This is a genomic window from Lysinibacillus sp. ZYM-1 (genome assembly GCF_001308875.1).
In the GTDB taxonomy this organism is placed as follows: Bacteria; Bacillota; Bacilli; order Bacillales_A; family Planococcaceae; genus Lysinibacillus.
The window spans coordinates 1-20,853 of record NZ_KQ465157.1 but is presented as its reverse complement, the minus strand read 5'-3'; the positions used below and the strand labels follow the sequence as shown (position 1 = coordinate 20,853).

Sequence of the window (20,853 nt, the reverse complement as noted above, 5' to 3'; positions counted from 1 at the left end):
GATTCGGCAGTGATTTACCAAATATTGAAAATGAAAGAGAAAGAAAAATGACAAAAGTCATCGAGAGTGAACTTCTCGATGGCTTTTGTCTACAGTCTGTAATGAGGTAGTCGAATTGAATCGACTACCTCATTTGTTTTATACAGGGTTTTGATTACCCTTTCGTCGTAATAGGCGTGGATTTTCCCTACTCCTGTTACAGCTTGGATAAGTTGATTTTGAATACCCAATCACTCGCTTCAAAAAAAGCTAATTCTACATCAAATGTTGCAGTGTATTTAATGTATTCGATGGTTGTTGGTTTATCAAGCACACCTTTGAATTTTTGTATTTTTGTTAACCAACACTCTAGAAAAGGGATTTGGATTTTCATTCTACATTAACATCAAAAATAAATGATTCTTTTCCTTTATCTCATCTAGCATTAAGTTCATAAATATAATAACCCTCTTTAGATGGCATGGTTATTTTTTCATCTTTAATTTCAGCATTTTCAAATGTACCATCTTCATTCATTATAGTTGCGGTAATGGAGATTGGATCCTTATCAATTATAAACTTTAATATATCTCCTTTTTCGACTTCTAATGTTTCGAAATCATCTGCTAATTCGCTAATATCAAGAGAACCTTTTTGACTTACTTCAAAATCCCTTTCTTTCCATTCATAATTACTTGGAATCATAGTATAATGCTCATCATCAAAAATAACTTTGCCTTCTGGTTGTTTATGAATACCGGTTGGAAATACATTGCATCCAGTCAATATAATAACGATTAGTATCGGGAAAACTATTTTATTCATTTAACCATTCTCCTTTTTTACTAAATTTACCTATAATGAATATATCACAAGCGTAACCGTGAATAGCCAGTTGCCATTGGTCTATTTTCGATAATTTTGAAGATATATCTTACTTATCAATGCTTTTCTAAACAATGGAATAAAAAAAACATAGGGAGATTTTAGTCTTCCTATGTTTTCATTCATATTATTTATCTGTTTGTTTTTGCTTCTTTTTCAAATACTCCTCACGTATTTTTTCAAGTTGCTGCTTTTTATCAAATTTGGCGGGCTTGTGTTTTTCATGATACTTTGTCACAGCTGCCTTACCTTTGGTATCCAATTGATATTTCCCCACTTTGTTCACCTACTTTTCTTGTCTTGTCTTTAAAGAGAATCTATTCAACAAATATAATATTATACCTTATTTTACTGAAGTAAACCTTATTACTTTATTAGTGTACTGCTAACCTTTCATATATCAGTAAAAAAATAAAATGACTTTCATTCCTTCAAGCCTCATATCTGATATTTATTAGTCATTTGAGTTCCTCTTTCGTAATAAAGAATTCCGAAATCGCAACATATTTCATTGTTTCTTCTAATTGTAACAACTCTAAATGCTTTCGTTGAGGTAGGCATTGCTAGAGGGGCTACCCATACAAAATATCTATACAATCAAAAAAACGCTCAAAACCTATTATTCATAAGGTTTCAAGCGCTTTTCGTTTCAGTTGTCTGAGGTTTTAGTTGTATTTCAAATCAAAGAAGATCAGGAGCATAGCTACAATAAAGCATGCTCCTTTTCAAGCTTAGATTTAAAATTACACTTTGGCGTTATATTATTTTTCGCCACTTAACTCGACTAAAATTTTGGATTGAGTTTTGTCGTTTGTTAACGCTTCAAATCCTTTGTCCACGATTTCGTCTAATTTTATTTGACTAGTGATAATTCCTTGTGGATTTAGTTGACCCGTGCTCATTGCATCAATTGTTCTTTGGAACATTGTTGGTGTATAAACAATGGAAGATAGGATATTCACTCCAGTGTTTGTCAGATGAATTGGATTCCACTCAATTGGTCTCGCAAAAATAGAAACAATCATCATATTACCACGAGCTTTTGTTACATCAATAGCTTGTTTAAAAGTAGGCGCAACTCCAGCAACTTCAAAGGAAACATCCACCCCATCTTGTACAATAGCTCGAACTGCTTGAACAGGATTTTCTTTCCCAGAGTTAATAATATGAGTTGCCCCTAATTCTTTCGCTTTTTCCAATCGATCATCAGATAAATCCAATACGATGACTTTGCTTGCACCAGATGCTTTAGCAGCGATGACTGTTAATAATCCAATTGGTCCCGCACCGAACACTGCAACTGAATCTCCTAAAGTAACTCCAGCATCTTTAACAGCTTGTACAGCTACAGCCATCGGTTCTACTAAAGCACCATCTTGTAATGTTAGGTTGTCAGCTAAACGATGTACATTTGATTCAGGAACGTTAGCATATTTTGCAAACCCACCATTTCCATGTAATCCGATGAAATTAAATCCATCATAACGGTCTATATCTTCATGTTTCTTTCTATATGTTAATGTAGGATTGATTACCACACGGTCTCCTACTTTATAGTTTGTAACCATAGAACCAACTTCTTCGATTACACCTGCAAATTCATGCCCCATTGTCAGTGGTGCAACTTCTTTCGTTAAATCCGCTTTTTGATCAACTGGTATAAATACTGGTCCTTCTTGATATTCATGTAAATCACTTCCACAAATACCGGCCCATGCTACTTTTACTTTCACTTCATCTTCTCTTAAAGATCGTAATTCAACGTCTTCAACTCTAATATCTTTTACACCATGCCAAACTGCTGCTTTCATATACCTTGCCCCCATACTATTTAATTAAAATGATGCCATAAAATAACATCTTTAATAGCCGTTCGTGCATTTTCAAAATCCGACGCTTCTATACACTTGATAAACGTATGAATGGACATATGATAGGATTCAATTAGATTCATTTTCCATTTTGTTTGTGCTGCGACATTTGTAACAAATATAGTTTCTTTAAAAAATCGTAGCATTGCAATATTTCCTGTAATATCAAAAAACAATTCTAACAAGTGGGCAAACGATACAACATATTCGTAAATATTTTCAGCGGACTTTCTTTGTTTCATGGCTTCAAAACGAAGTAATAGTTCATTTTGAAAATCGGCAGTCCATTTTGGTTCACACTTTGTAAGTGCAATATCCAACAGGTGATACAGCGTCTCCAAATAATCCTTCAATTCCTGATCCGAAATAATTTTAACGCTTACACCTTTATGCTGTACTTTTTCAACTACACCATCTTTTTGTAAAAGATAGAGAGCCTCTCGGACAGGTGCGTGACTTACTTGTAACTCTTTTGCGATTTCCGATTCTATCAAACGCTGACCTTGTACATATTGACCTGAAAATATGCGAAATAATAATTGCTCTGCTATTTGTTCTGCAATTGTTTTTTTTGATATTGAATTTCCATTAAACCCCATCAAACCACTCCAATAAATTTATATCTCTCTATTTTAATAGTTCTGTGTATAGGGTGGCTAGTAAAAATGTTATCCATTATAGATTATCGATAATCTATATTCGTTATTTTAATACGAAAATGATTTACTTTCAATGATTTTGATTGAGGAGCAGTTGTAGCTTACTTGAAAAATTAGAAGAATGGCCTATACTTCCTCATCGAACTATTTGTAGCTTTATAATAAAAATTGATCCAAATGAGTGGGTTTAATTTTGTTTGAAAATTTTTATAAATAGACCCAATAAAAAACTACAAATGCAACGGCGCATCCTCCCAAACCGTATATGTGTAGTTTCTTTTTATTTTTTGACCATTCTTTCTGTTACAGCCGCTTCAATTTCTCCAATTACCCAACGTGTAGACGTGTCATCCTTAATGTAGACGCTGTGATTCCTTCATGAGCTGGTCGTTCGAATAATTGGTTGAGTACTTTTACTGCTTGTGCCCGTGTTAAGGAACGTTTGGATGAACTGTCGTTTTACTATTCCCCTTTTTTGCCAGAAGCAGGCTTGTGACGATTCAACATTTATGACACGAAACACATTAGCCCAATAAATAACGCTAAATAATCGCTTTCCAGCAAAGGATAGCGATTATTTTTTTGCATATAGTAGTCTATTACATTTAGAAAAATTTGCAGTTTTTATCCATTTCCTGCAAACTATTAACATAATGAGCAAGAAAGGATGAAGATGACAAATGAAAAAATTAATATGTACATTATTATTTTCCATTCTTATCGTAGGCAGTGCAGGCCATGTAAAAGCTGCAGGATTTAAAGATGTGTCCGAGAATCATTATGCCTATGAAGCCATCCAATGGGCAGAAGAATATGATATTGTGAATGGTTTTACAGATGGTACATTTAAACCGAATGCTACGATTACAGAACAACAATTAGCAAAGCTTTTAGCTAATTTTTACGAGCTTGAATCCCCCATCGATGAATTAAAAAAACAGACCCCTTCTGCAAACTGGTCGGATGAATTTTATAACCAGCTTGCTAGCTATGGTGTGCCGTTAAACGGCTATTTTGATAATCGGATTCGAGCTGCAACAGTGAAGCGCGGTGTCGTGGCACAGGCTGTTGCTCATTTAGCAAGCGGTAAAAAAGGATTAGATCAATCTATTCAGTTTTTACTTGATTATTATATTTCTTCAGGACAAAATCCGCAGTATGAAGATCGTAATTTGCAAAAGTTTTATGGTGTGACGAACAATATGACACGTGCACAAGTTGTGACGATGCTGTATCGCATGGATGAACGAAATTTTTATGAAATTTCTGGAGATGCGCAAGCCATTCATGACAATGCTAACAATTTGTCATTAAATACACGTGCAAAAAATGGCCAAAGTCAGCTCGATAAATCTTTGCAACAAACTACTCCTGGCAAGAGTGCTTGGGAAGGCGTTTATACGTATTATTATAAGTGGGGGAAAGGCGTAAATGATTTTAACCGCCGCGATGCTATCATTTCCAACGCCACAAGCAACAGCTTTTCTATTGCTTTAACAACAAATGATGGGTCAGCTTCAGGTAAGGTGAATGGCACTGCCACAGTAACAAGTAGTAATAAAGCTTTAATGAATAAGTCTGCCAACGGCAATCGCTGTGTCGTCGAGTTTGAGCGATTAACAAATAATGCACTGAAAGTTACAGAAATTGATTGTCGTGCAGAGCGTAACGAAGGCACTAATTTTTCTGGTACCTTGAAACAACAATAGTTCACATGAGAGTCTGATTCATTCAGGCTCTTTTTTGAGTACCAAAAGTTTCATACCTCTGCTTGGCAATGGCAATAAAATCTAGGAGGCAAGACTCCATATGTTTATCTTTATGCCAAGCAATGTCTGTAAAGATGGGGTCTAAGTTTAAAGCCGACTTAATTTCTACTAATTGTCCATTTTCCAGTTCCTTTTCTACAACCATTCTAGGTAAAAACGTAATACCTAAACCGGCAATCACACATTGTTTAATCGCTTCTATGCTGGCAAACTCTATCATTTGAAGAGGCATAATACTCTCCTGCTGTAGCTGTGCTTCTAAATGATTGCGATAGGAGCACCCCGTTTCCGTTAACAACATGGTTTCTGTTGAAAGCTGGGAAGCTGATAGTGGCTCCCTACTATCTCTCGATGTACTCACAAAAACAAGCTGTTCTTCGAGTAGACGTTCTCGATGTAGCATCGCTGTTTCCTGATACGTATCTGTGATAAAAGCAACATCTAACTCACCTGTTTGCAATAACTCCTTGGCAATTTCAGTCGTATGCACAGGTTTAAATATAATTTTTACATAGGGATGAGCCTGTTGAAATTGCTGCAAAATGCTTGGGAGTCGATAAACACATTGACTTTCTTGGGCACCTACTTTTAACACTACTTGCTCCTGTTCGTTAGACATAGCTTTTTTCATTTCACGATCTAGTTCTAACATTTTTTTGGCATACTGTTGTAGACACTTGCCCTCTTCTGTTAGAATAATACGCTTCCCCAGTCTTTCAAAAAGAATAACGTTTAACTCTTTTTCTAATGTTTTAATCTGGGCTGTAATACTTGATTGAGCGTAATCTAAGCGCTGTGCCGTTTGTGTGAAGCTTAATGTTTCAGCTGCTATTATAAACGTTTGAAGTTGCTTCATATCCATTTCCTTGCCCTCCTTAATCAATTTTTTCGATATACTTTTCTAAAACATTCACTTTTATCGATAGCAAAGTCCAGTTTACACTAGGAAGTGGCTGAAAGAAAGAGATTGAGGTCAAATGAAAATTATTTTTCAGTAGTTCCAGCGTACAAAGCAAATTTGAATAACGATTATGACCTATTGATACTATTAAGTGATATCGTCGTTTTCGCTATGTTGGATATTCAAGCAAACGGAGTATGAATAAAAAAACCTTTTATCTAATAAAAAGAAACGGATTTGGGAACTACATATCGTCCAAATCCGTTTCTTATGTTAACCCAACAAATAACTACTATATAGCATTCTGCTATCAACAAATGATTAGAGCCTAAGACTAATAAGGTTGAAGTTTTTTTGGGGTGACCTGCTTTCTAATTACCTAAATAAAAAATCAAAGGACATTTACGACTATCAACATAGATTCGCCATTGACTGTCTGCTCATGCTATTGTAATTCTTTTCTAAGATGTTCAGCTGCAGACATTGCTTTTAAATCTTGAACTATGTCCCCTGGTTTGTTGCCTTCTCCTAAAATATATCCTTCAAAAGTTGTCCCCATAAAGTCAAAGATATGTTGAAATTGCTGGATCATTGGTAAACCTTTTATATATGGCATATCTCCGCCAACTGCAATTACATACGCTTTTTTAGAAGACATCATCTCCTTGAAATTGGGGTAATTTTGATCTCGTAAAGTTTGTGACCATCGATCAATAAAGTTCTTCATCGTTCCTGTCATACTATACCAATAAATAGGGGTAGAAAATATTAGAATATCATGCGGAAGTATCCGCTCAATGATGGCGTTATAATCATCGTTGACTTCAGAAAAACCTCCTTCTGCATGGCGCTTATCAATTATTGGTTGAATTGAATAATCCTTTAGATAAATTTCTTCAACAATTAGGTCTTGAGTGACTAATTTTGTTAAAGTTTCTACATTTCCGTTTGGTCGATTTCCACCATAAATAACTGCTATTGACATTTTGGTTATCCCCTCTTCTTTGAAGTTTTTTACTATTGTTCCCGAATACTTATATCTTATTATGATATTACAAATCGATAAAGATGATTATTTCGATAAAATCAATCGAAAAAATTGATTATAAAATAGAAAAGCAGTTGTCTCTGGATAGGTTTATTTGAGTTATATCGCCTAGGAGAGATATTAAAAGCACCTTTTACATTTATTTTTGTTATCAAATAAAAAACCAGGTACTCACTTTTATCATGAGGCCTGGTCATTTATTTAATAGGATGATTTGATTACACCTAGGTAGAACGAATTCCTTCGAAAGCGTTTACTATTAATTGTTGTACATAGGGTTCATCTAAAATTTCGCCAGTCACAAGTAATCGATAGAAGATCGGACCATAAATTAAATCAATACATATATCAATGTCGATACTTTTTTTCAATTCACCGCGTTGAATTCCTTTTTCCAAAAGACTTCTTGCTTCAAGTCGGCGGGGATGGAAGTATCGAGCACGATAGGCATCTGCCAACCCTGAATCAAACTGTCCTTCACCTAATAACTGCGTAATTATGGTCCCCTCCCGACTCGTCAAAAACAAGGTTAAATTTGTGGCGTGAATTAGAATATCATTGTACGCCGAACCGGTATCAGGCACAGGCAATCTTTCAGAGGCAGCATAAAGGAAACCATCCATCACTACTGCAGCTTTGTTTGGCCACCATTTATAAATAGTTGCTTTGCTAACTTGGGCATATTCTGCAATTTTATCAACTGTAACAGCTTGAAATCCATGTTCCAACAATAACTCATAAGATGCGGAGAGGATTGATTTTTGTGCTTCTAAATTACGCGGTCTGCCTCTTTTTCCATTCATCATAAATACCACCTTTCTTCCGAAATTAATAAACTGTATGTTCAGTATATCAATTATATAAAAAAACAGAAAGTTGAAATTACCCATTTACAAAACTACACGTTCAGTATATTATATGGTTAATCATTTTATATACTAAACGTTTAGTATATAAAATGAAGACTAATTATGGAGGGAAACTACACGACGTTTTAATTATTAGCTGTAAAGCATTCTATTTCACATACAAGGAGTTGGACAAAATGACTGCTATAAAGAAACAAATAATCGAAAAAAACATTCCTTCGTGGTTAACCATTCTTTTGGCTGCCGCATGCGGTATCATTGTAGCAAATTTATATTACGCGCAGCCTTTAGTTGGGGTAATTAGCTCATCAATGGGGTTGTCTGCAAACAGTTCTGGCTTAATCGTTACGTTAACACAAATCGGTTACGTAGTCGGTTTGCTATTTATCGTTCCTTTAGGAGATATTCTTGAAAATCGTAAACTGATTGTCTCATCTTTACTTATCACGGCACTCGCCCTTGCAATTACAGCAATGACCAAACAAATTTTGCTGTTCTTAGTCGCTTTGTTTGTCATAGGTTTAGGTTCGGTAGCTACGCAAGTACTCGTACCTTTTGCTTCATATCTTTCATCTGATTCTTCACGTGGCCGTGTTGTCGGCAATGTCATGAGCGGTTTGTTACTTGGAATCATGCTCTCACGTCCTTTGTCGAGTTTAGTCGCTGAGTTTCTTGGCTGGCATGCGATATTCATTTTGTCAGCCATAATTATTATGATTTTGGCTATTGTACTTTCAAAGGTGTTACCTACAAGAAAGCCTTCAACGGACACACACTATATAGCTCTACTAGGTTCTATGTGGCATTTGTTACGAACAACCCCGATATTACGCCGTCGGGCAGCATATCATGCAGGTGTATTTGCATCTTTTAGTTTGTTTTGGACAACAGTTCCACAACTGTTAACTAGCCCTGCCTTTCATTTTTCTCAGAAAGACGTTGCGTTATTCGCGCTTGTTGGCGTCGCTGGTGCAATAGCTGCGCCCATTGCAGGACGAATTGCCGACCTTGGCTTGACTAGACTTGCAACAGGAATAGCACTTCTTACAGTTGTCATTTCTCTTTTATTGCCGCTTATTATTCAAACTAGCTCACCTATTGGAATAGCTGTTCTCGTTGTTTCATCCTTATTGTTGGATGCTGGAGTATCCGCAAATCTTGTGCTCAGCCAACGTGAACTTTTCTCGTTGAGTCCCGAAGTTCGTAGTCGTCTGAATGGGCTATTCATGGCAATTTTCTTTTTTGGTGGTGCAATTGGCTCAGCAATCGGGGGATTGGCCTACGCAATGGGAGGATGGAGTACTGCATTATGGATCGGAATAATCCCACCTATACTTTCCATACTTTATTTTGCCACAGAGAAGAAGTAATCTATTTAAAGAGCCTTTTATCATTACTTAAACAAAAAGAAGCGAATTTGGAAGATAATAATTCCAAATTCGCTTTATTCTTAACACACCAAATTAATCTATTTTTATTTCTTATTATGATAAACAAAAACGCTTTCCCATTCTTGATATTTTTTAAGTATGGTTTCATTTTTTATTCTCTTTTTTCAACCGTCTTTCAAAGACACATTAGAAGAGTCAAAAACTTTTTTTACCCATTCAAGATATTCCCTCATATAGTGTTCCTGCTTAAAGCCATGATTCTGTCCTTCTGCCACAATCACAGTGACATCCGCATCTGCAACTCGCGCAGCTTGAATATATTCCTGTGGTCCTTTTACCCCAACAGCAAAATCCTTCGTCCCATAAGCAATAAACTGAGGTATATTAGCCGTTTTGAAATGCTTAGGTAGATCTGTCTGATCCAAAAGCTCTTCACGCTTTTCTGGATTTCTTACATCTTCATCATTAAAAGAAGCAAAAAGCATAGGGACATTATAACGATAAGTCAATGCAGGGTAAATCATAGCTGCTGATGCTACTTGATCATCGACCGCATCGATGGTATCAAGCTGGTAACTATCAGGGAACAGATTCCCTCCCTGAATGAGGTTAATAAAGCTACCAGTTTGAAAACCACCAGCACTAAAACCGATCAATCCAATTTTATCTGGATGTATACCATAATCATTTGCATGATAACGTAGATAGCGGACAGCACGCTGAACATCTAATTGTGGAATTGGCCATTCATAAGGGTTGGAACGATAGTGTAGAACAAATGCATTAATACCTGCCTGATTTAATGATTCAGCTACATCTTTCCCTTCTGCAGTTCCACCATCCATTTCCTTAAAACCATAGCCTCCACCTGGGATAACAATGACGGCACTGTCACTATTTGACACCGTATAAGGAATCAGATACGGCTCATCTTCATAGGTAGTTTTCTCATAGCCACCTTCAATTTCATGGATATAGGTAAAAGTATCAATAGCAGCTTCATTGTCTTTATATTTTTCCCCTACAATGTTAGTGGAGAATTTGAATGTAGCTAGTAGTCTGTTCGGATTACCCTTAATATTCATATCGTCTAGCTTACTTCCAGAATGATTACCTGCAACGTCTTCTCCCCAAATTTCAACCTTTCGTTCAATATCTACAACTGGTTTACCTGGTTTATTCCCAAAGGGGTTAATCGCAAGAAATATGTATCCACTCCCTATAATCACCACCAATGTAGCTAGAATTATTCCCACTACCTTGGCTGTTTTCTTAATGATCTTCATAATATACAACCCCCATTAAACATTCTCATGACAGAATCTAATAGTTTATTAGAAAAGAGGAAAATTTGAAAACCTTCAACTAAATTACCCCCAGCCTAATATCCTATTTTATGGTAAAACAAGAACCATAATGCAATACTTTTTCCAAAGTTCTAATTTGAGAGACGAAGAAACGTCAATTAAATAATTACTAAATGATTCTGGGGAATCTCCTACGCGGGCAATGACGGTATGGTCCAATCTCCTTGATGCCGTTAGACAAGCAAATCCACACCATTATTTTGTGGGAGCAAAAATCTCCTTACCTGTCGATGCTACAGGTAACCCATATGAACATTTCCATCGCCAAATAATGGTACCTCAAGAACCTGAAAAAAATAGTTTAGCTGACAAAACGTATCTCATATTACACTTTGTTTTTTTGTACCCTTTTTTATTGTACGATTAATTTTTTGTTATTTAAAAGGTTCTTTATTCATGCTTTTCGTGTTTTAAAAGCACTATCAACAATAAATTAAAGAAAGCACCCATACATGTCCAAAAAGACAGTGTATCGGTGCTTTTTTATTCTTCATACTATTTTTTACTTATAAAAGGCTTTGTCAAGTTTCTTATTGCTTTCTTTTTTGTAGGGTTAACTGCTTCTACTTGGTTAAAAATCGATTGTATCTCTTCTTTTAGATTTCCTTAAAATTAATTAACTCGGTTTACTTACTGGACCACTCACTTTATTTACCCCAAGAGCTTCATCCAGTTGTTTAATGGCTTCCTCTTTCGTTATTGTACCTGCTTCTGCTTGGTTAAAAATTACTTGTACTTTTTCTTTTGAAATCTCACTATAGTTAGCTGGCTTACTTGCAGTTTTTTTCTCTTCCTTTGCCCCTAGAGCTTCATCCAGTTGTTTAATGGCTTCCTCTTTCGTTATTGTACCTGCTTCTGCTTGGTTGAAAATTGCTTGTACTTTTTCTTTTGAAATCTCACTATAGTTAGCAGGTTTACTCACTTGATCAACCACAAATTCATTACTTCCAATAATTTGGGTTGGGACTTCTGCTGCAAATGCAGAGCCCAATGTGGAAAGTGCAAATACAGCACCTAAAGTAGTAGCAGCCAATCTCTTTTTCTTTTTCATAGTTTTTAATCTCCTTTTAAGATGTATTTTGTCTTACAAGTTAAATAATAAAGGCATTATCTGTAGTTACTGTGGAGATACTCTGGAGATTTTCTAGAGATTTCCTGGAGATTATCTGGAGTTCCCTTCTAATTAATAGTTTATCTTGCGATTCATGTAAATTTATCTATACTATATGGGGTTTTATGGAACAAAAAAACGCAACACCCTTGAATTCCAAAGGGTAGTGCGTATTATTATTTGATAAATAGATAAAAGAGTCTATCTATTCTCATTCATAAATATCGTTAACTCATTCATAGTTAGAGGTTTAGATACGTAATAGCCTTGTATTGAATCATACTCGGCTTCTGATAAGGAATTAAAATGCTCAACACTTTCTACTCCCCCTATAATCACTTTTAGATCCAAAGCTTTGATAAACTTTGTAAGCAATTCGTTTACCTTTTTATTTGATTGACCACTAGACATTTTGTATGGCAAAACCCGCTAATACTAAATTGGAAACTACTAAAAATACAGTAAATAGTATTATTGATTTCCCTTTCCTTGCTTTAACACTTAAAAATGCACGTTTGATAAAATTCATTTTCTTACCTCCTTGATAGTTCAACTATATTTGACCTATCTGGAGTTAATATGGAGAGAGTGAAAATTTTATCTAAAGAAATAAAGAAGTTGATGTGAATCAATCATAATAAAAGCTAAAACATGTCTATTAAGATTAAATGGCAACTAACATGGGGAGTAACGTGAAAAGGAGATTTCAGATATATTGAACATTATGGTTCTTTCAATAAAAATTAAAAAAGATGATTGGATGGCTTCAAGTTGATTTGACAATGTAAAATATCTTTTTTCAACTAAAAGTGTTTTTGACTTTATAGGAGCTTCCTACGACCTTTACAAATATAAATATCCCCTTACTATGGTTCTATATCTACTTTTAATTCTTCTCAAAAATAATTTTTTTATAGTGTCACAAATTCCCTTTAATTTCAGTTATATAGGTTAGAAAGGAGGGAAACATTTTGACTGTACTGAATACTAAATCCAAGATGATTTCCGATTTAGATATAAAAAATATCGTAGAACAGGTTCAAACAGGTGATATTCATGCCTATACAGAAATAATTCGTTGTTTTCAAAAACCAATTTATATTTATTGCTACTACCTACTTGGCAGCAAAGAAGAAGCTGAGGATGCTTCACAGGACATTTTTATAAAGGGATTAGAGAATATTAGTAATTTTACTTTTACTGCTTCTTTCTCCGCGTGGCTTTACAAAATTGCTCATCACCACTGTATTGATTTAATAAAAAATAAAAATAAAGTCTACAAATTTTGGACAGGTTTTAAAAAGGATCATATGAATCAGACTCATAGTCAAGAATCTAGATATGACAATATCATTCACGAATTATTAGAAAAGTTAAATGGAGATGAAAAAAGGATACTGCTCCTTCGTTCCATAGAGGAATATAGTTTCGATGAAATTGCTTCTATTATGGGACTTAAACCAACTACCGTGCGAAAAAAGTATGAACGACTACGTAAAAAATTGATGAAAGAAAATATATTAGGAGGGGATATTTATGGACACTCGTTCAAAGCTGGAGGATAAGGAGTTAGCTCAGATAGAAAGATTTATTCGAGAAACACCTATAGAAGTTGATTTAGTTAATCGTACTATGAACAAATATGAAAGTAAACGTAACACACAGCAGTTAAAAAGTTTTAAAACTCGTAGGAAAATACGTCAAAGAATAATGACGATGACAGTCTCTGCAGCAATGATTTTTAGTCTGGTATTTATCACTGGCTTAATTTCACCAACGATGGCAGCAACAATGAAGGAAGTACCAATACTATCATCCATTTTTAAACTTGCAGGGGATTTAGGTCTTCAAACTGCTGATGAAAAAGGACTTTCAACGAAACTTCATACAAGTGTTACTCATGAAGGCTTTACATTAGGTATATCTGAAGTAGTGTATGACGGTACACGTGTTTCAATTGCTATTGAACGTCCCCATATAGAAAATGAAAATGAGAAAGAAACTTTACAGGAGCGTATCAGTGATATCAAATTGTTCATTAATGATGTTCCTATTAACTCATTTGCCCCGGAAAATTCAAATTCCATCGGAATTATGATGCACCCTGGGAAAGATAATGATTCTGCAATCATTGAATTTGCGGATCTTAGAAATCAAGGTGGACGTCCTTTCCCCGAACAGTTTGATTTAACAATGAGTACTACCATAACGGGTATACAGGACCCTTTAAAAATTGATATTCCTGTGAAAAATAAAATAGAAGACTATGTAACTTTACAACCTAATGTAAGTCGAGATTACGACAATATTCGCTTTACTGTAAAAAAAATCGAACTCACACCAATCACGACAAATATTACTACACAAAAAGTTTTGACTGACAACTCAAAATTCTCCCTATCACCACTAGCAATGGCCATAGGCGTAGATATTTTTGATGATCAAGGCAATAAACTTAAATTAATTAGTGGGAATGGTTGGAATGACCCGAATGGTAGCGATCAGATTATGGATTATCGATTACATCCATTTGAATCCATTCCAAAAACAATAACCCTCAAGCCTTATGTGCAGCTTTATGAAGATTACCAAATGGGGATACATCAATTGGATGAAAATGGTGAATCAAAGATTCAATATATTCCTGAACTGGAGGTTACACTACCTATTAACTCACAAAATAATTAAATACACGCAGCTTTTATACATGTTACAGCCCCTAAAGAAGCTGAAGAATACTATGAATGCAACGATGTTTAAAATTCTGTATACACAATAACTCGTGATTCAAACAAAAAGGAAGTAACGACAAAGGGTATCCCTTTTTCATTACTTCCTTTTTCAATTATTATGTTCACTGAGAAATGTAAAGTGACAATAAAGTTATTTAATTTTAAAACCTCAAACAAGGATAACCCCGATCTAAGTAAGGATGGGGTTCTCTATTCATATTTCCTACCTATATTCTTCATTTTATAGCAAACTATTCTCTACCTTATCTACTTAATAGCCCAATTGTTAAGAAAAGGATGAGATCTCTGTGGAATACCACCTAGAAGTAAAACACCCATAAGTGGAATATCAATTTATTTTTTATCTCTTATTTCTTCCAGTATTTCTATTACTCGAGTATTTTGTTTTTCAATAGATTTTAACCTTTTTTCAATTATGCTTGAAGAGAAAAACACAATAAGTATTATAGCTATTCCAATGATTACATCCATTCTAATTCCCCCATCTATATCATGATTTATCTATGTACTTTTACTTAGTATTGTATACGTTTCACAAGTTTTAAAGTTACACGCTTGTTCAAGTATTCTGCTCCGGTAGTAAAAAAGCGACTGCTCTATTGAACAATTGCCCCTTTTAGAATAAGGAATATATGTAACTACTTTTCATTATTATCCGTAGCTAATTGTTCAAGGGTGTTCCATTCAACAATATTTTCACTTTCTTCCCCGTAAATAAATAGAGCTGCACATGCAACTCAATGTTCTTCATGTAAAGCACTCGTCAGTGGAATAAGAAACTTAGAATTGGTGGTAATAACAATAATAAAAGTGCTATTGAAATCAGCCATTTTGTCAATGTTTTTGAGAGTTTGTCTTTAACATCTCCTTTATACCATCCACTAAATTGCATCCTATTTCGATATAAAACAGTAAATATAATTAAAATTGAGATTACCATCATGATTCCATAAGTAATTGAATCTATCACTCCTAATTGTCGATAGATATAAGCAACGATATTGCCTAAAATTAAATAAAAAATTATGATTAAAAAAACCATTCTTATGAACTCCAATAATACCCTCATTACATTCACTCTCCAAGCTTGTACTATTATTCTATTTACAACATATTACCATATCATCATTCAAATAACCTGCTCGTTAGTTGAATAACTGAATAATCAGCGCTTGGTAAAGTGGAATATATTTTTACAAATATTGGTCCGATATGAATGTGTATAGATAATAAAAAGATTGACCGTTACAAGAACTGCATAGCAAGCTCTTATTAGCATTTAACGAACCTATGATTGTTGAGGGGAATATGGAATCAAACATAGACTATCTATATGGTGCTACTAAGATGGTATGAGCTTGTGGGAGCATAACAAAAGGACTTGCATAAATGAAAATTAATCATAAACACAAGTCCTGTTCTTATTAACTAAAGCACTCGAATGATGTAGGAGGGAAATATTGATGTACGCTGCGTTGCGTAGTGAGAAAACTAAATTTTTTTCTTTTGGTTGGTGTATTTTAGGTGTAATCGGAGCTATTATCATTTGGTGAGGGGAGTTGATCCATTGATACTCCTATTAAAGGACTAAATACGAATAAATCAAGAAGAATTAAAATAACGCTTCCAATTAATGCTACAACAATACTATTGATTAACCACTTTTTCGAGATATGTACTCGTGTCTTAGGATAAACAATTCCATTTAATAGTGGAGCGTTTAACCCTGTACGATTTTGAAGTCTTAAACCAACCAATATCAATACAAACATATATAGAACTTGAAAAGTTGAATTTATAATAACTATTAATGAAGTTGGTATATCTCTCGGTACAGATTGATCGCCAATTAAAGTTATCTCATATGGAATTATAGCGAATATTCCTATTGTATTTAATATCGTAAATAACAGGACTATTTTTATTCTCCATTATCCCACGTGTATACTCCTTTCAATATCCTATTTGATCTAATCCGATTACTATAATAATCAAAATCACATCAATAATAGCCAAGACCCCAGAGATTTTTCCAACTGTAGTCCCAAACCATATGGTAAAAATAGATGTGAAAATGGCTATAATACCAATAATAATTATGAGAATGCCGACTCTGTTCCCTAGTCTTTCTTTATTAACCGGTTCCCACGTTTCCCTGAAACCTGCAAGAAATGCAAATGCCTGTTTTGTCCGAACAATATAGCCAGCCCAAATTAAAGATACACCGAAAACTAGGCCGATTACCATTTCAATTCCCATTTCTTTTGTCCTCCTTTTATAGAATTGTCCAAATCTTTGTTATGCCTTTATTTGAATTATGATATCAATACGCTATGTTCACTTGATTGCTCATATTAGCCTCCTGTTAGTATGGAATAGGGAATAGGGAATAATCAGTTAGTATCAGAACTGAAAGTACTTTTTTGGTTTTATGTAAATGTAATATAATAATTCAAACTTTTCCCTTATATAATATAATACGGAAGTTGAGTAATAAAAGTTTCATTATTTATGTACCTAAAGTGTCATTTGGTAACATTTCATAAAAGGTTGTTATTCAACAACATGGCCCTTAAATGAAGAAAGACGCATTCCTTACTATGATCTGCACCCTTTAATGGCATAACTTATATTTATCAAACAAAAATTAGCTTTTGATCTACTTTTGATGACATGCAATTAAAAAATCCAAATTATATATCTTCTTCAACTTCACAATCTTACTCTATATTTCAACAATAATATCCAATTTATTGAAAACGTTCCTCAACAATCTGGCCCGATAGATAAAGAAAAGAGCACAATTTCTACTCAGGAATTGCGTCCTATTGTTGAAGATCTCAAAATATTTAAAGTAAACGACTGCATACATACGTTGGAATGGCGTAAACTAAATTATAAAAAGCACAAAAGATTTTTTTATAATTTAGTTTGACTCTTCAACAGGAGTTCGATAATTCAGGTATATAAGGTAGGAATTATAAAAAAAGAAGGAGCGATACGATGTTCGATCAAGTTGCGTATTTTATTTTTCGAGCGCTGTTAATTCTAACCGTTTTAGTTGTTTTTGTTGGAATCCCTCTTGGGGATACACTGATTAGAAAAAAATAAGACTGCATCCAAATGGATGCAGTTTTTTGATTTTACATCTTACTTCGTTTCTATAATAGATATAGAGATTGATGAAAAATAGTAGACGTATTGAATTGAAGTAAAGTACCCGATAGTTTAAGAAGAACAGAGACGAAAAAAATCTGTATAGTCTCCCTTACTTATACTTACTTAATATTTCTTCTGGAATATGACAATAATCATTTGGACATTTAGCTAACCTATCTTGATGTTCTTCTGCACTTCTCATATAGTTTGTAAGAGGTAATACTTCAACAACTATAAGGTCGTAATCATTTCTCTCACCAAGAAACGCCTTCGCCTCGATTAAGTGTTCAAGCTTCTCACTGTATACTCCTGTTCTGTATTTCTCGCCAACATCTTGTCCTTGTTTATTCAAACTGTATGGATCAATAATTTCAAAGAAATACCTCATTAATTCCCTTATTGTTACAACTGTCGGATCAAATTCTGTTTTTACACATTCAGCGTACCCATCATAATCACCCTCAAGTGTATGACTTGTTCCATTAGCTCTTCCTGCTTCTGTAAACCTAACGCCAGGTAAAGTTTTAATAAAAGCTTGTACTCCCCATAAACATCCACCTGCAAAATATACTACTTCCATATTGATTCTCCTTTTTGTTTACTACACATTAAAATAATGACTAATTTTATTATTTCACATTATAGCCCAATTGTTGAACACAAGTTCATGTAGTTATTCAACTAAAAGAATACTTAGCAATCTAGTGTGTAGCTAAACCATCTAGTCTTGCTCACCGAAATCATTGTTCCCTTGGTCACATGAAAAAGGACATATTTCTAAATTGCAGCAACTAAAATAAAGAACCAAAAGTCGGAAAACGAATTCCGTGGTTTACCGAAAGAGAAATTGAACATTTAAAAGAGGTATACCATCCCCCCTTATGCTACATACAATGGAAGGCATTTGTCCTTGCTATTGGTGAGATGAACCTCTCATAATTGACTTACCAATGATGCTACAGCTCCATTATATTTTGGACTTATTAAATATGCCGTGTCGTCCTTAGATTATTGGTAAAGGGAATCACTACGAACACATTTACAGCAGCAATCTTAAATCTCCAATTAAAAAGCTCCTTCAAAATAATCAATTTGAAAAACGACCTAATCGCTCTTAGCAACTAGGTCGTTTTTTCGTCTATGCTTCCACAGCTATATGCTGGAAGGTTGTTACATCAAATAAGCCTGTATCGGTTAGTTTTAAAGCAGGAATTACCGGTAATGCCACAAAAGAAAATGTTAGTAGAAAATGAAAATCTAAGGTTGGGTTGAGTATCTGCAAAGCACTGTGCAAGCTGGCTAGCTGTTCTTTTGCTTGATGTGCAGGTACATCTGTCATTAAGCCCCCAATTGTTAATGGCATCTCCGCGAGAATTTTACCCTCGGCTACAATGACGAAGCCACCTTGAATTTCCTGAATGCGGGAAAGTGCCATGACCATATCCTCGTCATTTGTGCCTACGACAAGGGCGTTATGTGAATCATGAGCTACTGTTGTAGCTACCGCTCCCTTCTGTAAGCCAAATCCTTTAACAATGCCTAAACCCGTTGTATGCAAATGATGATGACGTTCAATCACTGCTAATTTCAGTAAGTCTTGTTCAACGGATGGTACAAATACGCCTTCTTTCACAGGCACATCCATCACTAAATGATTGGTAATCAGCTGATTCGGCACAATTTCCATAACATTTGCCTTCGTTCCTTTTGTGAATGATAGCTGTAACCTATCTTTTGTTATGCTTGGTAAGTGAACGGAGCGATGAATGTGGGCAGGAACTGTTGGCTCTTGACGATTTGTCAGCATTTCACCATGTTCAGCCACTTTACGACCATTTTTCCAAACTGTTTTTGCCTGCATGCTCGATAGATCCTCCAATAGCACAAAATCAGCCTTATAACCTGGAGCCAATACTCCTCGATCAAATAAGCGATAACATTCTGCTGTATTAACAGTCGCTAGCTGAATTGCCTGTAAGGGTGCCATTCCTTCTGCAATCGCCATGGCAACATCATAGTTGATGCTTCCCTCATCCATTAACTCGTCTACATATTTATCATCCGTACAAAAACCAAAGCGACGTGCGTTGTGTGGCTGAACAGCAGGCAATAAGTCACGTAAATTTTTAGCCGCTGACCCCTCTCGAATAAGGACATACATCCCCTGTTCTACCCGATCAATGGCTTCTTGTGCTGTTACACATTCATGATCTGTCTGAATCCCAGCAGCACGATAGCCTGTGATTTGCTCACTTTGTAAGCCAGCACAATGCCCATCTATTACCAGATTCGCTTCCTTTGATAATAAAATTTTTTGAAGCATCCCCTCTTCCCCATTTAACACTGCTGGGAAATCCATAACCTCCGCTAAGCCACGAACTTGTTCATGATGCAGAAATGGCTCGAGATCCTGGGCTGTTAGTGTCGCACCAGCGTTTTCAAACTGCGTACCTGGCACACTCGATGGTAACATCACAAAAATATCCATATCAGCTTTTTGCGCATCATCAAGCATAAATTGAATCCCTTCTGCTCCTGCGACGTTAGCGATCTCATGTGGATCAGTGATGACGGTTGTAATACCATGAGGAATTAAGACACGACTAAATTCCCCTGGTGTCAGCATAGAAGATTCAATATGTATATGGCCATCTATCAACCCTGGGATGACATAGCTCCCTGCCGCATCCTCTTCCTCTTTTGCATAAAATTTGTGGTTGCTATCCAGTGCCACAATCGTGCCATTCTTCACAACAAGATCGGCTTTTTTCCACGATAACGTGTAAACATCTGCAATTTGAGCATTTCTAAGAATAAAATCTGCCTCTATTTTACCTTGAGAGGCTAAGATATTTTGTGTAATTTGTTGTAATTTTGTCGTCATTACTGTTGCTCCTTTTTCTTTTATGAACTATCATGCCTGAAAGGTGTCTCTCATTGCAACTATTTATAATTAAGTCAGTAAAAAACGACCATTAATTAATGGTCGTTCCAGACTGTAGACAAAAGCCATCGAGAAGTTCACTCTCGATGACTTTTGTCATTTTTCTTTCTCTTTCATTTTCAATATTTGGTAAATCACTGCCGAATC

General features: G+C 35.1%; 19 protein-coding genes. 4 read left to right on the top strand and 15 right to left on the bottom strand.

The genetic code is table 11. From position 1 onward, the window contains the following. Positions 1–414: 414 nt before the first annotated feature. The 4 genes from AO843_RS22740 to AO843_RS22725 form a co-directional block, all read right to left on the bottom strand. Positions 415–804, bottom strand: a complete 390-nt coding sequence (locus AO843_RS22740) for a membrane lipoprotein lipid attachment site-containing protein (RefSeq protein WP_054613337.1) — start codon at positions 802–804, stop codon at positions 415–417. Positions 805–991: 187 nt separating this feature from the next. Next, the gene (locus tag AO843_RS24975) at positions 992–1,141 is read right to left on the bottom strand and encodes a hypothetical protein (protein WP_054613336.1); all 150 of its coding nucleotides are present in this window, start codon (positions 1,139–1,141) and stop codon (positions 992–994) included. A 484-nt stretch (positions 1,142–1,625) separates the two neighbouring features. Beyond that, positions 1,626–2,675, bottom strand: a complete 1,050-nt coding sequence (locus AO843_RS22730; RefSeq protein ID WP_054613335.1) for a 2,3-butanediol dehydrogenase — start codon at positions 2,673–2,675, stop codon at positions 1,626–1,628. Between the two features lie 20 nt (positions 2,676–2,695). After that, entirely contained in the window at positions 2,696–3,334 is a 639-nt protein-coding gene (locus AO843_RS22725; RefSeq protein ID WP_054613334.1) for a GntR family transcriptional regulator, read from the bottom strand. 740 nt (positions 3,335–4,074) lie between these two features. Here AO843_RS22725 and AO843_RS22720 point away from each other — a divergent pair. After that, a complete protein-coding gene (locus tag AO843_RS22720; RefSeq protein ID WP_054613333.1) occupies positions 4,075–5,103 on the top strand; it encodes an S-layer homology domain-containing protein in 1,029 nt (342 codons plus the stop codon). Between the two features lie 22 nt (positions 5,104–5,125). Here the strand turns inward: AO843_RS22720 and AO843_RS22715 are convergent, their stop codons facing one another. The 3 genes from AO843_RS22715 to AO843_RS22705 all read right to left on the bottom strand — a co-directional run bounded on the left by AO843_RS22715 (position 5,126) and on the right by AO843_RS22705 (position 7,915). Further along, complete coding sequence (locus tag AO843_RS22715; RefSeq protein WP_054613332.1) at positions 5,126–6,025, bottom strand: LysR family transcriptional regulator; 900 nt, start codon at positions 6,023–6,025, stop codon at positions 5,126–5,128. 484 nt (positions 6,026–6,509) lie between these two features. Further along, positions 6,510–7,049, bottom strand: a complete 540-nt coding sequence (locus AO843_RS22710) for a flavodoxin family protein (protein WP_054613331.1) — start codon at positions 7,047–7,049, stop codon at positions 6,510–6,512. Positions 7,050–7,336: 287 nt separating this feature from the next. After that, entirely contained in the window at positions 7,337–7,915 is a 579-nt protein-coding gene (locus tag AO843_RS22705) for a TetR/AcrR family transcriptional regulator (RefSeq protein WP_054613330.1), read from the bottom strand. 242 nt (positions 7,916–8,157) lie between these two features. On the opposite strand from AO843_RS22705, the gene AO843_RS22700 reads away from it, so the two are divergent. After that, the gene (locus AO843_RS22700) at positions 8,158–9,351 is read left to right on the top strand and encodes an MFS transporter (RefSeq protein WP_054613329.1); all 1,194 of its coding nucleotides are present in this window, start codon (positions 8,158–8,160) and stop codon (positions 9,349–9,351) included. 185 nt (positions 9,352–9,536) lie between these two features. Here AO843_RS22700 and AO843_RS22695 read toward each other — a convergent pair whose 3' ends face one another. From AO843_RS22695 to AO843_RS25470, 4 genes are all read right to left on the bottom strand, one after another. Beyond that, positions 9,537–10,658, bottom strand: coding sequence for an alpha/beta hydrolase (locus tag AO843_RS22695; protein ID WP_054613328.1), 1,122 nt, complete (start codon positions 10,656–10,658; stop codon positions 9,537–9,539). A 697-nt stretch (positions 10,659–11,355) separates the two neighbouring features. After that, positions 11,356–11,790, bottom strand: coding sequence for a hypothetical protein (locus AO843_RS22685; RefSeq protein ID WP_054613326.1), 435 nt, complete (start codon positions 11,788–11,790; stop codon positions 11,356–11,358). A 261-nt stretch (positions 11,791–12,051) separates the two neighbouring features. Next, positions 12,052–12,261 (bottom strand): EAL domain-containing protein, encoded by a 210-nt coding sequence (locus AO843_RS22680; protein ID WP_054613325.1) that lies wholly within the window; start codon positions 12,259–12,261, stop codon positions 12,052–12,054. Then, positions 12,254–12,379, bottom strand: a complete 126-nt coding sequence (locus tag AO843_RS25470; RefSeq protein WP_255350398.1) for a hypothetical protein — start codon at positions 12,377–12,379, stop codon at positions 12,254–12,256. Before AO843_RS25470 ends, AO843_RS22680 begins: the two co-directional genes overlap by 8 nt. Positions 12,380–12,821: 442 nt before the next feature. Here AO843_RS25470 and AO843_RS22675 point away from each other — a divergent pair, with 442 nt between their 5' ends. After that, positions 12,822–13,415 (top strand): RNA polymerase sigma factor, encoded by a 594-nt coding sequence (locus tag AO843_RS22675; RefSeq protein ID WP_156314022.1) that lies wholly within the window; start codon positions 12,822–12,824, stop codon positions 13,413–13,415. After that, positions 13,387–14,538: a DUF4179 domain-containing protein gene (locus AO843_RS22670; RefSeq protein ID WP_054613324.1), complete on the top strand. Its 1,152-nt coding sequence runs from the start codon at positions 13,387–13,389 to the stop codon at positions 14,536–14,538. Before AO843_RS22675 ends, AO843_RS22670 begins: the two co-directional genes overlap by 29 nt. A gap of 398 nt (positions 14,539–14,936) precedes the next feature. Here AO843_RS22670 and AO843_RS24970 read toward each other — a convergent pair whose 3' ends face one another. The 4 genes from AO843_RS24970 to ade all read right to left on the bottom strand — a co-directional run bounded on the left by AO843_RS24970 (position 14,937) and on the right by ade (position 20,646). Continuing rightward, positions 14,937–15,074 carry a hypothetical protein gene (locus tag AO843_RS24970; protein ID WP_197278990.1) on the bottom strand — a complete coding sequence of 46 codons (138 nt, stop codon included), beginning with the start codon at positions 15,072–15,074 and terminating at the stop codon, positions 14,937–14,939. A gap of 1,482 nt (positions 15,075–16,556) precedes the next feature. Beyond that, positions 16,557–16,862, bottom strand: coding sequence for a DUF3784 domain-containing protein (locus AO843_RS22660; protein ID WP_054613322.1), 306 nt, complete (start codon positions 16,860–16,862; stop codon positions 16,557–16,559). Positions 16,863–17,871: 1,009 nt separating this feature from the next. Beyond that, positions 17,872–18,342 carry a peptide-methionine (S)-S-oxide reductase gene (locus AO843_RS22655; protein WP_054613321.1) on the bottom strand — a complete coding sequence of 157 codons (471 nt, stop codon included), beginning with the start codon at positions 18,340–18,342 and terminating at the stop codon, positions 17,872–17,874. 558 nt (positions 18,343–18,900) lie between these two features. Beyond that, entirely contained in the window at positions 18,901–20,646 is a 1,746-nt protein-coding gene (ade, locus tag AO843_RS22650) for an adenine deaminase (RefSeq protein WP_054613320.1), read from the bottom strand. Positions 20,647–20,853 lie beyond the last annotated feature (207 nt).

Bases quoted from the DNA above. Each gene is read 5' to 3' on its own strand.
- AO843_RS25470 (WP_255350398.1), bottom strand. From the start codon at position 12,379: ATGAATTTTATCAAACGTGCATTTTTAAGTGTTAAAGCAAGGAAAGGG.
- AO843_RS22705 (WP_054613330.1), bottom strand. From the start codon at position 7,915: ATGAATGGAAAAAGAGGCAGACCGCGTAATTTAGAAGCACAAAAATCA.
- AO843_RS22685 (WP_054613326.1), bottom strand. From the start codon at position 11,790: ATGAAAAAGAAAAAGAGATTGGCTGCTACTACTTTAGGTGCTGTATTT.
- AO843_RS22660 (WP_054613322.1), bottom strand. From the start codon at position 16,862: ATGGGAATTGAAATGGTAATCGGCCTAGTTTTCGGTGTATCTTTAATT.
- AO843_RS22710 (WP_054613331.1), bottom strand. From the start codon at position 7,049: ATGTCAATAGCAGTTATTTATGGTGGAAATCGACCAAACGGAAATGTA.
- AO843_RS22715 (WP_054613332.1), bottom strand. From the start codon at position 6,025: ATGGATATGAAGCAACTTCAAACGTTTATAATAGCAGCTGAAACATTA.
- AO843_RS22725 (WP_054613334.1), bottom strand. From the start codon at position 3,334: ATGGGGTTTAATGGAAATTCAATATCAAAAAAAACAATTGCAGAACAA.
- AO843_RS22670 (WP_054613324.1), top strand. From the start codon at position 13,387: ATGGACACTCGTTCAAAGCTGGAGGATAAGGAGTTAGCTCAGATAGAA.
- AO843_RS22680 (WP_054613325.1), bottom strand. From the start codon at position 12,261: ATGTCTAGTGGTCAATCAAATAAAAAGGTAAACGAATTGCTTACAAAG.
- AO843_RS22655 (WP_054613321.1), bottom strand. From the start codon at position 18,342: ATGGAAGTAGTATATTTTGCAGGTGGATGTTTATGGGGAGTACAAGCT.
- AO843_RS24970 (WP_197278990.1), bottom strand. From the start codon at position 15,074: ATGGATGTAATCATTGGAATAGCTATAATACTTATTGTGTTTTTCTCT.
- AO843_RS22695 (WP_054613328.1), bottom strand. From the start codon at position 10,658: ATGAAGATCATTAAGAAAACAGCCAAGGTAGTGGGAATAATTCTAGCT.
- AO843_RS22720 (WP_054613333.1), top strand. From the start codon at position 4,075: ATGAAAAAATTAATATGTACATTATTATTTTCCATTCTTATCGTAGGC.
- AO843_RS22700 (WP_054613329.1), top strand. From the start codon at position 8,158: ATGACTGCTATAAAGAAACAAATAATCGAAAAAAACATTCCTTCGTGG.
- AO843_RS22730 (WP_054613335.1), bottom strand. From the start codon at position 2,675: ATGAAAGCAGCAGTTTGGCATGGTGTAAAAGATATTAGAGTTGAAGAC.
- ade (WP_054613320.1), bottom strand. From the start codon at position 20,646: ATGACGACAAAATTACAACAAATTACACAAAATATCTTAGCCTCTCAA.
- AO843_RS22740 (WP_054613337.1), bottom strand. From the start codon at position 804: ATGAATAAAATAGTTTTCCCGATACTAATCGTTATTATATTGACTGGA.